Origin of the sequence: Acidithiobacillus sulfurivorans (assembly GCF_018853815.1) — a bacterium.
In the GTDB taxonomy this organism is placed as follows: Bacteria; Pseudomonadota; Gammaproteobacteria; order Acidithiobacillales; family Acidithiobacillaceae; genus Acidithiobacillus; species Acidithiobacillus sulfurivorans.
In genome coordinates this window covers 23,511-37,265 of record NZ_JAAOMP010000134.1, presented here as the reverse complement: position 1 = coordinate 37,265, position 13,755 = coordinate 23,511, and the positions used below count along the sequence as shown (strand labels likewise).

Below are 13,755 nucleotides of genomic sequence, written 5' to 3'. Positions count from 1 at the left end.
CTTATCGAAAAATCGGGATCATCTGGTATTGCTTTGTCCTGAACAGCACCTGGGCTGGAAAACCTTTCCCGCCTGGACGTTGACCTTGCCGATCAGTTTGTCTGTATGGCGGATTCTTTATGAGGATTACCGACGTTATCAGAAGCCATCCGCTCAGAGACAGGTTTCCCGTATGACATTGGGAGATGGTGTTTTTGTCCCGGTGCTGGGCTTCGATGTGGAATGGGGGTCCATGGTGGATATTCCAGTCCGCATTGATCCGTTGATCGCTGAAATGAGGAGGATGGCCGCCATTGAGACCCCCCCCGTATTTGCTGAGTCCGCTTATGCCCAAGCTTGACCAGAATGCGCAGGCACCTCAGAAAAAGCGGATTTTCCTGACCCTGGAGCCGGAGAGGCGTCTTTCCAGGTGGATTATGGGGGTGGGGGCTGCCAGGGGCACCGCGCAAACCGTGCGCCAGTTCCAGGATACCATGCTGCATGGGGATGAAAAGCATCGTTATTGGGTAGCGAGTCTCCCACAGAAAGACCGGGATCACCTGGCTCGACACGTTCGGGCGGAAGCCTTTATCTACATTGTCATTGGTTTGTTCTTGGGCGGCGCCGCTTTTGTAAGCGGCGTGAACGATGGGCTTTCCGGTCAGGTTTCTGGCGGGTTGTTCTGGTTGTTTATGGGATTTTTGGCGAGCTTGATGGGGTTGTGGGTGGGTGTCGTGAAATTCTGGCAAGCACACAATGTTCAACGAGCCGCACATATACGTCTTCTGGACTTCCTGAAACACCGCGCTGACACCGGGGGTGGGCATGGCCGCCGGTAAGGGTGGGGATAGTAGTGATGAACTCCTTGGTATTCTGGTCGCCTTATTACTTGGAGTGGGCCTTTTTGCTTTTTGGGTTTGGCATTTCTATGGGGATTATCATGCCGGGATCAACCAGATATTCATCTGGATCACGCAGGCCGAGTTGCTTCCTTTTTTGCCGTTCGATCAGACTGCGCAACTCATATTTTTCAAATTGCAGGACACCCCGTCCGGACAGTTCACTTTTGATCAGATGTGGGCGGCACTCTCTATAGGCGGCTCCTATTTTCGTTGGCTGGCCCTGCCGATTATCGGATTAATCACCTGGATGCGTTGGCGGCAAATCTCCTGGATTGAGCGGTATCGGAGAAGTTTCACCATGAAAACCCTGGTAGAGCATAACGCCGAGTTCTTCCCGGCGCTGAAGCCCATCATCAACCGTGGCCGATCGCTTTTGGATGAACTGCCAGCAGAGGGGCCTTGGCGCGTGGCGGAATCGGCCATGTTGTTCGCCTTGAAACACGGCATCATCACGACTGCAGACGGTAAGCCTGTACCTGTTTCCTGGTGCTACCAGAAAAACGGATTACCCAGGACGATCCCGTCTATTCCGGAAGGCGGCTTATATTTTCAGCCGGTGATTGCGGAGGACGTTTTACGAAATCGTATGGGGCCGGCTGCCCCTTCTGGACGTCTGGGCTTTGAGCGTTTACCCCGATATCAAAAAGGATTGGCCGGTGCCTTTTGTGCCTTTGCACTGGGATACCGCAAGGAAGGTCAGAAGATTCTCAATGCCATGAGTGAATCGTTTAATGAAAAGGTGGCCGTGAAATCACAAAATGCACACGAAGTGCCCAAAGATTTTCCCATCAACATTCTCAACGCGGAAGCTTACGTAAAGCGGGCATTAAAACCACGGCCGATAGACGCTTGCACTACAGAAGATAATCTGGCTGCCCGGTTGCGCGCAAAAGTGGCCTTGCACGATTCCTTTGTCTACGGTTGGCTGGGCGCCCTTTTGGAGGCTGCTCGTGAAAAGGGCGGCACCTTGCCGCCTCAGCAGTTTATCTGGTTGCGCCCGGCCAATAGAGAGCTTTGGTATTTCTTGAATTCTCTGGGCGGAAACGCCTGTCACAATGAGGCGTGCGCGTTTTGGTCCCATTATGAAGCCGAAAATGTGTTGAAACGCCCGATTTCGACGCCCGTCGTGAAATATGGGGTGGTCGCCCTGAAAAACAGTATCACTTCGGAAGGGTGGTTGGATCTGGCCCCAGGACAGTCCTGGCAGGACTTAAAGGGAAAGGCCTAAGTTTGGAAAAGGAACCGCGACGTGGCGCAAAATTCCCCTCAATTTAATGTAGAAGGTGACCATCAGTTTATTGATCGTCGCCAATTGCGGCGTGATATTACGCCCGTACAGGTCCAGTTGTTCCGGTTTTTGGCAACGCCCATGGGCGCCGCCCTTAGTGTCGCCGTCATCGGTGTGGTCGGTACGGTATTCCCGGCGCTGTTGCCGTTCTCCATAGTCGCCCCGCTCGTCATGCTGGCGGTTACGCGGTTCCTTCCTTCCTTGTGGACCGCTCAACTGCCTTTGCGCCTGCCTTTGGACGAAGCCAGGAATGGGCGGATAGATTATGGAGATCCAAAGCCGCAACATCGGGGGTTCAATGTGGCGCGCGGTGCATTCCTGGTGGGGACGTCCTGGCGCAATATGCAGGAGGTCTGGGGGGCATTTACGGACATGCTTACTCACTGCATTGTGATCGGTGGCACGGGTGCTGGTAAAACCGAACAACTGGTCAGCATGGAATTCAACGCGCTGGCGTGTGCGGGAGGGGCTATGTATGTGGACCCAAAGGGTGGCCCCAAGCTGTTTGGTCAGCATTGGACTATGGCGAGGTTCTGCGGAAGAGATGATGACCTGCGCATTTTGAATTTTGCTTTGGGGCAGGATGACTTGGGCAAGACGCCGTTTGTCCGGTCCAACACCTTGCAGCCTTTTGCCTTTGGTAAAGCGGAATCACTCAAAGAAATCCCGTTGTCGCTCATGTCTGGCGGCGATGATAAAGGTAGCATTTTCTCGGCGAATGGCAAGACGCTCATGACCGGGTTGATGATGGGACTGGTGGATCTTCGCAAAATGGGAGAAATCTATCTCACCATCAATGATATTCGTACCTATATTAACGCCGACAAGTTTATTGAGTTAGCCCTGCGCAAGGATATCTCCCCTGTAGCGCGCGAAGCCATGCAATCCTTCTTGATGTCCATGGGCTGGAAAGAGGGTGTGTCTGATCACAGTAAGTGGGGCGATTTCGACCGGCAGTATTCGTACGCTCAAAACTACTTTCTGGAGACGCTCTCCGTCATGTCGGACACCTATCGGCACATTTTTAACGTGCAGATCGGGGACATCAACATGGTAGACATTATTTTGAACCGGAGAATGTTTCTCTGCGTCATCCCCTCTCTGGAAAAGTCCAAAAAGGAACTGAACAACCTGGGCAAAATTTCTCTGGCGGTGATCCGACTGGCCACGTCAGTAGGATTGGGCGGCGGAGAAATTATGGGTAACTGGAAAGAGTTGGTGGACCTGAATATCTCTGCTTCTGAGGTCCCCAGTTTCCTGTTCGTCGATGAATACGCCGCCATCGCCGTCGATGGCTTCGCCGAGGTGTTCACCCAGGGCCGCAGTCTGGGTATCTCTGCCACTATCGGCACCCAGGATTGGGCGGGTATGAAAAAGGCCAATGAAGCGGAAGCGCAACAGATGCTGGCCAACGCCAAGCTGAAATTCATCATGACCACGGACGACCCTAATGATACCCGGCAACTGATCAAGGCGTTGGCCGAATCAGACGACGAGGAAATGCGGTCGCAAGGTTATTCCATGACGGGGCTGGCGAACTATTACGACAATCAGTCGGCGCAGGCAGTCAAGGCTTCGCGTGTCGACAATAAAGACTTGGCTGGCCAGGTGGAAGGTGAATGGCACCTTTTTTTCAAGAATCGCATCATTCGCGGCTTCGGTTTTTTTGCGGGAGGTATTCCGGATGACGAGAATGCGCCGTTATTCGTACATCACCTGCTGATGGTGGAAAAACCGAAATATACGACCCTTTCCGCGCAGTTTGGGGTTATCAAAGAGACTTTAGACCGCTGGACAGCGCAAGTGGCAAACGCTCCAGTCGAACCCGCTCCGTTTGTGCCGGACTACGTGGGTATGGAAGGTTGCAAGCCTTTGGGCGACGTGTTCGAGGCTGCACGGACCTGCAACATGATCAATCAGGGCGGGCGACTGCCAGGCCTCGAAAATAAACTGGTGTTTTCGACAGATAACCGTCGGGAACTGGCTTGCGCTGCCGTGTATTCCTGGATGGAAGAACGCGTGCAAGCGACCGGATTCCTGGCGGAACGTGCGGAGATTGTCCGTCGAGCGGCTGTGAAAAAACTCACCAGTGCACCAGAGGCGCCAGAGAGGCCAGAGACGCCAGCTCCGGGGGTTGTTGTTGAACCGGATAATGTGCAATCAGAGGCTTCCCAGGAAGCACAAAGCACTTCTGCTGGAGATACGCCTTCTGCAGGGGGTAAACCTCTTTCACCGTCCAGCGAACCTGGACCAGAAATGGATGACGATGATCCTTTGGCGGCGATGGAACGTCAAATGGCGGCTGCTGCAGAGGCGGGTGAGGCTTCCCATGCTCCGCTGCCATCTTCGCCGGCATCGTCCGGAACAGAGGGAGTCGGTGTGTCAGAAGCGATTTTAGAAGAGGACGTCGAGATCGCGACAGACGCTGCCGCATCAGAGGCATCAGCGCGTACGTTATCGCAGGACGTGGCCCCCAAGGAAGGGGAGACCCCTTCACCTGCTGCCAGCCGAACACAAACGGCGGCCAGCGTTTTCTCTGGTTTGTCTCAATTTATTGAAGAGTCCGTTGGCCCTTCAGAAAAGCCATTGGCAGAAATTGTAAAGGCCAGTTCTCAAAAAACTTCCGAGCCCGAGCGTGCGGCTGAAGCTGCGGAGGCAGTGCAGGTCGTCAAAGACCACATGCTGCATGTGCTGACGGATCCGCCCTATCCTAGCCCGCCTACACCAGAGCCCATAGAAACCTCCAAATTCAGGAGCATGGCAGAACGATGGATTCAGCAAGTCAAAGAACAGTGACATCCCCTGCATCTGGAGGGGGTCCATTAGCTGGGTGCAACCCGGACAAGACGTCCACTCTTGTGGAATGGCAAGCGGCCTATGATCGGTATTTTACCTATTACGCGCAAATGTCTCCCGAATATATGGAGGCTAAAGAATCCGATTACCGTACGCGTAATCGGGGGGTGCGTTGGGCGCACCAAATGGTGGAGGCTTCACTGGGAACCATCTGGCAGAAGGTTTATGCGAAAACGCCCACAGAAAAGCGCGAGAAATTCTGGGGCGTCTTAAAGGCAAAGAGTATTTTTCTGGAGGATGGGGAGGGTTTTTCCCTAAATGAAGATACCTCTGACGAATCATCAACAACACCTTCTGATATACAACAACAGGTTTCGCTTTTTTAATGACGGGTGTTTCCTAATTTGCACGATGTGTTTCATTTTCGGTAATATGATCAGCTATGCGGTGTGATCACCATTTTTTAACTTAAACAGGAGTAAGTCATTGTGGGATTTTTTGTAGATGCCGAATGTTACGATGTAGAAAGCCCTCATGAAGAGACGCCAGAAGCAGCAGAAGCGCCGCTGAATGAAAATAGTCTCTATCAATATGCCCATTGCCGTTTTGATGAAGGGTTGACCTTGGCTGAAGCTGCGGAACGGCTGCACGTGGATCTTCGTACTGCAGAGATCATGGAACATCGTGTACTGCGATTAGGACGACCCACTCCAGCCCTCTGACGGCACGCCTGCAGGCAGTAAATCCTGCCGACGTGCCGACGCTTGGCCATCACCGAAAAACCGGTATTCTTAAGGATGAGGTCTTTTAGGCTCTTTTAATCTTCTGGAGCCTTTTGCTGACTGAGTCGTACGCTCTAAAAGGAGCTTCTTATGGTAACGAACGTTTATTCTGGTGACAAAGCGTTTTTAATGGCAGTCGTTGCGGCGACCCTTCAGGACTTACGTCCGCAGGACAATTTCTCGCAGGATCCTTTACCTGAGAAAGGGGCGCCCACAGAGCTCTATCAGGCCTGGCTGAGTCGTCACACTATTCCGCAGAGGGGGGAACCAGAAGGCTCTTTTTTGGGCGATGCGCTTTATGACCATTATACGGCGCAAGCGGTACTCGGTGGAATGCCTTTTGAATCGAGGGGAAAGCCCTTTACTTTGGAGGAGGCCTTGCTGAATTTGGGCGTCAATGAGCCTGAATCGCTGATAGACGCATGGAAAAAGGATTTTGTGCAGGCGGCCGATATGGGTGACAAACTTATGGGCGCACTGACGTCGAACGTGAATATCAAAAGCCTTTTGAATGAGGACGACGAAGAAGCGGAATTATCCATGCCTTACGGCGTTGACCGGGAAGCAGAGGAATCGGCCGCAACCGCAGCTATTTTGTTACAGGGTGTTTAACAAACCTTATTGTTTATGGAGAGGAAATATAATATGAATACATCGGGTTTTTCGAGCGGGGCAGCAATGGATACGTCTCTTTCTGGTCGTTTTCGTCAATTGAACGCACCTGCCCATTTTTATCCAGAACTGAACGTGCCTTTGCGTTGGCGGTGCTCGCACAAACGACCTGATGTTCTGGTTTTATTTGACCCATCGGTCAACACGGGGTTCGGGCTGAGGGTCACGGGGGAAAGTGTGGATATCGCTTTTCATCTCGACGGGCGAATTGCCCGCGTGTTGGTGGAACGTGAGGTCATCGATGACGAAGCGGCGCAGGAAGAAGCTTTGCGGTCTTTTTTATAAATCGTAACGGGATAATTGGGGGTGTAAAACAATGGCTACATGGATTGATCTCTCTGCACACAATCTGGCCTTGTGGCGTGTTGGCGAAGATAAAGCGGGGAAGCGCCGCTATGTGCTCTTGCCTGTTTTTTCTGACGTACGCCATACCCCCATTGAACCAGAAAGCCTAATCGGTGGCGTTTTTCAGTGGGATGCGAAGGTGGGCGGGTATGTGGTCGATCTGGCCTATGAAAACAGCCGGCTTCCTGCCAGGGATGTATGGCTCACGGCATTTCCAGGTGCTTTGTTTCGTGACCGGGATATCTCAACCTTTCCTATACACCAGGCCTCTATGACAGAATTGCGCACGCTCCCTTTACGCCACCCCTGGGTATGGAGCAACCAGGAGTATCCGGAACGATTTTACGCCAATGAGGAGCAGGCGCTCGCTGATGGTGCCGGGCATTCTGTATTACGGTCCGCAGAAGAAGTGGATTTCCGTGGGGTGCGCGAGTTGATTTTCCCGGTGGCCTCAGATGCGCTGGAAGAAACCGCTATGATGCCTGTCATAGAGGATAATCCCTCCATTGAGGTCACCGAATTGCCAGCAACCGCCGATGTCCAACCTGTTCAGAACGAGGAAGAAGGAACCGCTTTAGAGCCGCCTTCTGTCGGGGGCGAAGAGGCTGCAGCGCTTTCGGTGCTTCCGGTGCTTCCGGATACGCCATCGTCGGGACAACGTCTGGATTACGGAGAATACATTCCGGGCGCCCGGAAAAGCTTGTGGGAGAGCGTTCAGGCTGACCTGGATGCCCAGACCCATCTGCTGGAGACCACCGGGAAATATGACCCTCAAGCCATTCAGGTGTTGGCCAATAAGGTCCGCCGGGATGTCATCTGGGGGCCTTTGAAAGAACGGCTGGAACGGCCAGACATTGCCAGCTCTCCTTTCAAAAAGGCGTTATGGACCTGGCTGTATCAGGAAACCCCCGCATCGGTGAAATCGGTGTACTGGGGTGGGAAAAAGAAATATGGCATTCCGGAGGAGAATCTGTATTTACGGGTGATCGCCTACCCGGAAGTATTGCGGAGCATCGAGCGCCGGGTAGACCTCTTTCTGGACGAAAGTTTGCCTATTGAGGATGTCGGCAAACAACTGTCCCAAATGTTTGTCGGCGATCCCACGCAAGGTAAGCCAGAAGATAGGGCGGAGCACTTTTCCAGCCTGTATCCTTCGGAACCTTACGTTAAAGTGCCAGAAGCATTACGGGATTCGGCCCTGTTCATCTTTCCGGTGTCCATGAATCGCTATGCTGAACTGTTGGATCATCCGTCGTACAGCTTGTTTGATATGGTGGGCGCATTGCGGAAAGATGCGGCCAGTTATTTGTGCAGTGAATCTCTGCGGTTTTTGATTCATCAGGGACTGGATGCTCCGGAGGCAAAGATCAATGATGCACTGATTCAGCATTTGCAATCCGAATTTTCCACGCTGAAACCGAGCTATATTCGCGTCAAAATGAATTATGAGAGACGGATCATAGACAAGTATCTTCGTGAAGATAAGGATAACTATCTGTATAAGATGGGCATACAAATTATTCAGCGCACCCTGGGAGAAGCCGCCGGCGATCTGAAGGATGCAACACCCGAACAGTTGGCGCAGACGGTAGAGGCCTATCTCCAAAAGCTTCAACAGGAGTTTGAGTCCGATTTTGTCGAGAAGTCCATGCAGCCTACGGTGATCACCAAACAATTGGTTCAACTGGTTGAGAAAGCCGCTTATAAGGGTGCCCTGTTTTTGGAAGACCCGGGGTACGCGGAACTCAAACAGGCGGACATGGCGCTATCCAGTGAATCCTGTGCAGTGGTCTATCACCAGGTGAACCTGGCTGAAAAATGGCGAACCATTGCGGAACAGGCGAAAAAAGCACTGGAAAACGTGGACGGTCAGGAGGATACAAAGGACGCAAGCCTGGAAGCAACGGTTGCCACCACGCCAGAGGCGTCCGATGGGCTTGAACAGGAGGATGCTTCTCCCGATGAACCACAGTTCGTCCAGTGGAAGCCCGGAATGACCCCTTTACCACCAGAACGGTCTGATGTGGAAGGCTACCGGACGGGTCCGGATACGCCGCGTGGTGGCCAGGATGTTACCGAAGAAGCCTTGTGCAATCGCTTTGGCTTGCGGGGTATCCAGTATGGAAACTGGATGACCCAGAAAGACCGGCAGGAACACCTGAACGCGGCTTATGATGGGCTGTGGGACATCCAGCAATTACTCGGAATAGAAGATGCTCGCGCCATTGGATTGCCACGCCGTCAGGCAGATACGGACGATCGTCAACCGTTAGCGTTGGCTTTGGGCGCTCGTGGGCGCGGTGGACGCACGGCCGCCCATTACGAGCCGAACTTGCATGTCATCAATATGACCAAAACGAAAGGTGCCGGGTCGCTTTTGCACGAGTGGATCCATGCCGCCGACTGGTTTAGTGGTGCCGAGCTCAAAAGTGGCCACATCATAGCGGCAAGCCAGCTTGCGGGGACGCCTGTTTATGACCATGTTGAAATGCTCAAGAAGGGAACCGGAAAGGCGGACGGACCGGACCAATGGAAACAGGTGCGGGAGATGGCCCGTGAAAAAATAGTGCCGCTCATCGCCAAGGCGCTTATTTCAAAAAAGATTCAAGAAAGACTCATGCATGATTTGGAATACGTTTTTTACAGGCGCGCCCGATTCCCTTTGCAAGCCCAATATGACGCAGAAACAGCCGCTATTAAAGGCGGCGAAATGAAAGAGTCCGAGCGTACGGTTTCCACGACGGAATTGAATCAGGTGGGCATACAGGGACGACAAGAAGGCCATCGTGCCCTGGAAGCCACACTGCCTAAAATGGTAGCCGCCGTGGATCGACTGTTGGAGCAACTGGATAAGGCCATGCTTTCTGAAGATGGTCTACGCCCGTTGCGCCCTGGTGAAATGACGATCGCCAGCGAACAGATACTGGTGACCCCCGTTTATAAAGGAACGCATACCTATAGTTTTGACGAAAAAAGTGCAAACAACTGGGTACGTGAATTGATGGATTTGCCGTCATTTGAAAATGATGAGCAGCGACAGGCATTGCATCAGAAAATCATGCGTGGAGAGCCTTCCGCCGGCACGGATGAAGTGATCACGAAGTTGTGGGGGAACATCGTATTCGGTGGTTACTGGAAAAACATGGCCGGGAAAATCCTGAATAAAAACCCTTATAAGGAGGCATACCAGCAGTTGCGAGGGAGCAGCGCCTTCCTGGCGAGTGCCATTACATTGGACGGGAAGAAATCCAAAGAAAATCCTTACTGGAGCGCACCGGACGAACTACTCGCGCGATCGGCTGCCAGCGCCGGTTACGACCGCTTATTGGAGGATGGGGTGGAAAACACCTATTTGACGGATTCCGTGCCCAGTCGCTACGCGTCTCCCACTTATCGGGCCGATCCTGATCCGCAAGGTGAAGAGCGAGAACTGTTTTCTGACGCATTTTTTGAACAGGTGGCTCCGTACTTCAAACGTTTGGCAGAAGACGCCGTGGAGGAACATCTCATGGACAAACTACCGAATGAAGCGGCGGCCGCAGAGGAAGCTTACGCGTCTGAACTCTCGATGACGCGTGTTGCCGCAGCAGCGGGCTTTTCGGAATGAGCGACACGGCTACTTCTGCCGGTGCTGTTGGCATTACCAGCGCCGATTTGCGGGCAGCTACCGGGTATCGTCCGGATGCCGCCACGCAACAGGCGATCCAGGCGATTCTTGCGCAATCCGGCAAGAAATCCGCAAGGGCCTTATTGGTTACGGGCGAACCGGGTACCGGTAAAACCTCTCTGGCAGAAGCGCTGGCAGCAGCCTGCCAAGCCCAATATTACTATGTGCAGTTGCACCCCTGGAGCACGGTGGAAACCTTCTTTGCTGATGGGGAGAACCCCGGTATTTTGATGTTGACCGCCCGATCCACGCAGGATGACACGGTACCGATGACACTGGTTTGTCTGGACGAAATGGACAAGGCCACCACAGAGTTCGAGGCGGTGTTTCTGGACTGGCTGCAGACCGGGCAGGTTCCCGGCAAGCCTGGAGAGCGGTTTGCGACGCGTATGGACCGACTGATCGTCATTATCACCAGTAATGGCATGCGCCCGCACACCGACGCTCTGATCCGTCGTTGTCGCCGGTTACGCATGGAACGCATGCCGGACGAGATGGCGGTGTCGATCGCCATGGAACGGGCGGGGGTTTCTTACGAAACATCGAAGCTTGCGGTAGAGATGGCGAGGGCCTGCGAAAGGGTGGAAGAGACGACCTTGTCCTTACAGGAGATCGTGCATTTTCTGGAAGAATGTATGGCCGTCTGCACTTCGATGGAAGAGTTGGAGCAAGCCATCTATGCCTGGTATGTCCGTCGCGACAAACCGCAAAACATCTTACGGTCTTTTGAAGCGAAGCGCGTTTTGCCATTACTTTGGGAGGCGGTGGAAAAAGATTTGGAACAAAAAGGCCACGGAAACAATGCAGAGCAATAAAAGCCGCACCTGTTTTTAGACTTATTCTTTATGCGTGAAGCATGCGTCACGCATAAGAAAGTGATGCTTTATGCATGCGTTACGCATCGTTTTGGTCTTGTTTTTTTAAGCCCATTATTTTTGGTATTTTAGCTTTGTATTTCTTAAATCCCTTTTATCGTTTTTATCGTTTTTCTCGAATGTGGAGATGACCATGCCTGACACAATCAACAAGCCCCTGCCGTTGCAGGCGTCAAAGAACACCAGAACCATTGTCCCGTTTTGCGATATGCCTGACGAATATACATTGATTGAACGCCAAGAGTTTTCTGAATATCCGCGTGCGGAAGAACTTCAGAAAATTTTTGATGCGGATCCGTCGGTCAGAACCATAATGGTTTTATACGACCAAGACGACCGGCTGCGTAGTGTTTATCAGAGTAGAGCTAAATTCAACGAGTATGCGCGCAATTACCCGGAAGAGAGTTCTGAAGAGTTTCATTATGCTGCTGGTGAAAAACTGGTGAACCTGGTCATGGAAGTAGCGTGCGACCTTTCTGCTTATGGGCAGAATAATGTGATGGTCCCGCAAGGAGCCAGCGTTGATGAGGTGCGCGATATAGCCAGTAATCGCGCTAGGGATATTTCCCATTGGGATGACCCGTTCGGTTTTGAGGAAGACTGGAGCACGGTGGAAGGTCTGCGGATCAATCGGTTGGTGGAGGTTGTACAGGAACCCGGGAAACAAAACTGGCCGAACAATATCGTCCAGGATATCCCCGTAGAATTTGCGCCGTCGAGATATGGTGTGGATGTTGTGGAGATGTTGAAGGCAGCAGAGCGTGGGACCGTTATCGTTCCAGAAGTTTTTATGTATGCGGCCGCACGTCAGGCGCAGGCTGCGGGTGAGGATTTTGATCCGAAGTTTATGGAAAAATTGGAAAGTGATGCACAGGTTGCTAGCGAGAATGTATTATTTGAGTTCATCAAGGAACACAAAATATTAAGCCATGACATCATGGCTGTAGACGCTACGGGAGATGTTCATACCTATTCTGCAGGTTCTATATGGTTTGGTGCAGAGCTCAAAATATATCGGGATAAACAGAATGCAGATCGTTTGGTTTTGGCGAGACCTACACCGGATTTGGTTAAATCTACACACCACAATAAAATCTATATGTTAAATACAGATTTTCAAAGTATAGACATGCCGTTGACAGTAGAGGCATTTCAACAGCAGTACGTTCCGCTTTCCAAGTCGGAGGCTGAGGAAGCCTTTGAAAAACATTTTGTTCTTAAGCGTTTCGATGACAATGAGAAAACCAACGAAGAAGATTTATCCTTGCCAAACGAAGCTGCGGCGCAGGAGCGGGACACGCAGGAGGAGCGGGATGATCTTCTGTTTATTTAATGGGTAAAAGGTCGCCATGTCTAACCTTGCTGATCAACCTGTTCAACATCGTGGCCATTGCCAGTGTTGCCTGCGCGAGCAGGCAGTTACCAATGGTCATATGGCTAAACACGGTTATACCGTTAAAGATCATTGGTTCAAGGGCGGCTGCTACGAATACAACGCGCCACTGGAACAGGACCACTCTGTGGTGGATCGCATCATTCAGGAAATCCAGGCAAAAGTAGATGAGAAACGCAAGTTGCATGGGGATCTCCAGTCTGGAAAGGTGGTCCCACAGTTCGTTACACGCAGCACTTTTCGTGAGGCTGTAGAGTTCCCCTATTCCGAAGCCCTTCCGCATGAACAACGTGACGCCTTGCATATTGCCATATTCCGCGCTCAACGGGATGCGGATCAAGGGGAAAAGCTTATCCAGAGTTTTGAAGAGGCCATCAAAATGTATTTTGGGCAGCCATTGATGGAGGTGCGAAAGAATCCTCCGCCAGAAAGAATCCTTGCTGGAGAAACAAGAGTCAGCCAACGCCGAGGCGTCATCCATGCGAAAAGAGTGGATGGAGGCCGGGTGTACTGGGAAGACGAGCGAGGATACGGCTCCAAAATGAGCACCCGTGAATGGCGGTTGTTGCCCAAGCAGGAAGCCGAAGAAGAGGATTTGGCATTACCGAACGAAGCTGCGGCGCAGGACGATGCTGCGGCAGAGGGCAAACTGAATCAATTGTCTGACTCCCATCTAAGATGTGACGACTAACCGCTAACATAGTAACTATAGAGATTTTAACGGCTTTTTCTTCCTAATTGTTGCGGTTTCCCCAGAAAAGCATCTATGATGGTCTTACCTGCTTTTCAAGGAGACCATCATGACGTATGTATTGGGACGAGACTCGGGCTTAGAAGAAGACATAGAAGATTTGGAGTGGTCAGCAGAGGAAAGGCAATATAACGAATCCTGGTTCGATATTCGCCAGTCCGTAGCTGGACGCCCGGCTTTTGATATGAGTGGTTATCCAGTCGAAGAGGGATCTCTGTTACGGGAACCAGGCGAACCGCAGTTGCGCCTGGTGGTGGATAATGCCCGCAAAAAAATGAAATGCCGAAACGTATGTTGATGACAGT

The 13,755-nt window shown here is 52.0% G+C and carries 13 protein-coding genes; all 13 read left to right on the top strand.

The annotated features are described in order from the left end of the window. Nucleotides 1-340: hypothetical protein (locus HAP95_RS12565; protein ID WP_215884526.1), on the top strand; the 340-nt coding region annotated here is incomplete at its 5' end. After that, nucleotides 327-818: a hypothetical protein gene (locus HAP95_RS12560; RefSeq protein WP_215880729.1), complete on the top strand. Its 492-nt coding sequence runs from the start codon at nucleotides 327-329 to the stop codon at nucleotides 816-818. The genes HAP95_RS12565 and HAP95_RS12560, both read left to right, overlap by 14 nt. After that, nucleotides 805-2,109, top strand: coding sequence for a secretion/conjugation apparatus DotM-related subunit (locus HAP95_RS12555; RefSeq protein ID WP_215884525.1), 1,305 nt, complete (start codon nucleotides 805-807; stop codon nucleotides 2,107-2,109). Before HAP95_RS12560 ends, HAP95_RS12555 begins: the two co-directional genes overlap by 14 nt. Nucleotides 2,110-2,130: 21 nt before the next feature. Next, complete coding sequence (locus HAP95_RS17540; protein WP_215884524.1) at nucleotides 2,131-4,965, top strand: type IV secretory system conjugative DNA transfer family protein; 2,835 nt, start codon at nucleotides 2,131-2,133, stop codon at nucleotides 4,963-4,965. Continuing rightward, nucleotides 4,938-5,351, top strand: coding sequence for a hypothetical protein (locus HAP95_RS12545; RefSeq protein WP_215884523.1), 414 nt, complete (start codon nucleotides 4,938-4,940; stop codon nucleotides 5,349-5,351). The genes HAP95_RS17540 and HAP95_RS12545 overlap by 28 nt, the downstream gene beginning before the upstream one ends. 102 nt (nucleotides 5,352-5,453) lie before the next feature. Further along, the gene (locus tag HAP95_RS12540) at nucleotides 5,454-5,687 is read left to right on the top strand and encodes an RNA polymerase sigma factor sigma-70 region 4 domain-containing protein (protein ID WP_215884522.1); all 234 of its coding nucleotides are present in this window, start codon (nucleotides 5,454-5,456) and stop codon (nucleotides 5,685-5,687) included. Between the two features lie 150 nt (nucleotides 5,688-5,837). Then, complete coding sequence (locus tag HAP95_RS12535; protein WP_215884521.1) at nucleotides 5,838-6,359, top strand: hypothetical protein; 522 nt, start codon at nucleotides 5,838-5,840, stop codon at nucleotides 6,357-6,359. 33 nt (nucleotides 6,360-6,392) lie between these two features. Beyond that, nucleotides 6,393-6,704 carry a hypothetical protein gene (locus tag HAP95_RS12530; RefSeq protein ID WP_215884520.1) on the top strand — a complete coding sequence of 104 codons (312 nt, stop codon included), beginning with the start codon at nucleotides 6,393-6,395 and terminating at the stop codon, nucleotides 6,702-6,704. A gap of 31 nt (nucleotides 6,705-6,735) precedes the next feature. Further along, nucleotides 6,736-10,371: an LPD1 domain-containing protein gene (locus HAP95_RS12525; protein ID WP_215884519.1), complete on the top strand. Its 3,636-nt coding sequence runs from the start codon at nucleotides 6,736-6,738 to the stop codon at nucleotides 10,369-10,371. Beyond that, nucleotides 10,368-11,246, top strand: coding sequence for an AAA family ATPase (locus HAP95_RS12520; RefSeq protein ID WP_215881864.1), 879 nt, complete (start codon nucleotides 10,368-10,370; stop codon nucleotides 11,244-11,246). Before HAP95_RS12525 ends, HAP95_RS12520 begins: the two co-directional genes overlap by 4 nt. Nucleotides 11,247-11,439: 193 nt before the next feature. Continuing rightward, nucleotides 11,440-12,639 carry a hypothetical protein gene (locus HAP95_RS12515; protein ID WP_215884518.1) on the top strand — a complete coding sequence of 400 codons (1,200 nt, stop codon included), beginning with the start codon at nucleotides 11,440-11,442 and terminating at the stop codon, nucleotides 12,637-12,639. A gap of 16 nt (nucleotides 12,640-12,655) precedes the next feature. Next, on the top strand, nucleotides 12,656-13,390 hold the full coding sequence (locus HAP95_RS12510; RefSeq protein ID WP_215881862.1) for a hypothetical protein: 735 nt from the start codon (nucleotides 12,656-12,658) through the stop codon (nucleotides 13,388-13,390). 109 nt (nucleotides 13,391-13,499) lie between these two features. Next, complete coding sequence (locus tag HAP95_RS12505; RefSeq protein ID WP_215880718.1) at nucleotides 13,500-13,748, top strand: hypothetical protein; 249 nt, start codon at nucleotides 13,500-13,502, stop codon at nucleotides 13,746-13,748. The last annotated feature ends 7 nt before the right edge of the window (nucleotides 13,749-13,755 follow it).

Bases quoted from the DNA above. Each gene is read 5' to 3' on its own strand.
- HAP95_RS12530 (WP_215884520.1), top strand. From the start codon at position 6,393: ATGAATACATCGGGTTTTTCGAGCGGGGCAGCAATGGATACGTCTCTT.
- HAP95_RS12555 (WP_215884525.1), top strand. From the start codon at position 805: ATGGCCGCCGGTAAGGGTGGGGATAGTAGTGATGAACTCCTTGGTATT.
- HAP95_RS12525 (WP_215884519.1), top strand. From the start codon at position 6,736: ATGGCTACATGGATTGATCTCTCTGCACACAATCTGGCCTTGTGGCGT.
- HAP95_RS12535 (WP_215884521.1), top strand. From the start codon at position 5,838: ATGGTAACGAACGTTTATTCTGGTGACAAAGCGTTTTTAATGGCAGTC.
- HAP95_RS12545 (WP_215884523.1), top strand. From the start codon at position 4,938: ATGGATTCAGCAAGTCAAAGAACAGTGACATCCCCTGCATCTGGAGGG.
- HAP95_RS12520 (WP_215881864.1), top strand. From the start codon at position 10,368: ATGAGCGACACGGCTACTTCTGCCGGTGCTGTTGGCATTACCAGCGCC.
- HAP95_RS12515 (WP_215884518.1), top strand. From the start codon at position 11,440: ATGCCTGACACAATCAACAAGCCCCTGCCGTTGCAGGCGTCAAAGAAC.
- HAP95_RS12505 (WP_215880718.1), top strand. From the start codon at position 13,500: ATGACGTATGTATTGGGACGAGACTCGGGCTTAGAAGAAGACATAGAA.
- HAP95_RS12510 (WP_215881862.1), top strand. From the start codon at position 12,656: ATGTCTAACCTTGCTGATCAACCTGTTCAACATCGTGGCCATTGCCAG.
- HAP95_RS12560 (WP_215880729.1), top strand. From the start codon at position 327: ATGCCCAAGCTTGACCAGAATGCGCAGGCACCTCAGAAAAAGCGGATT.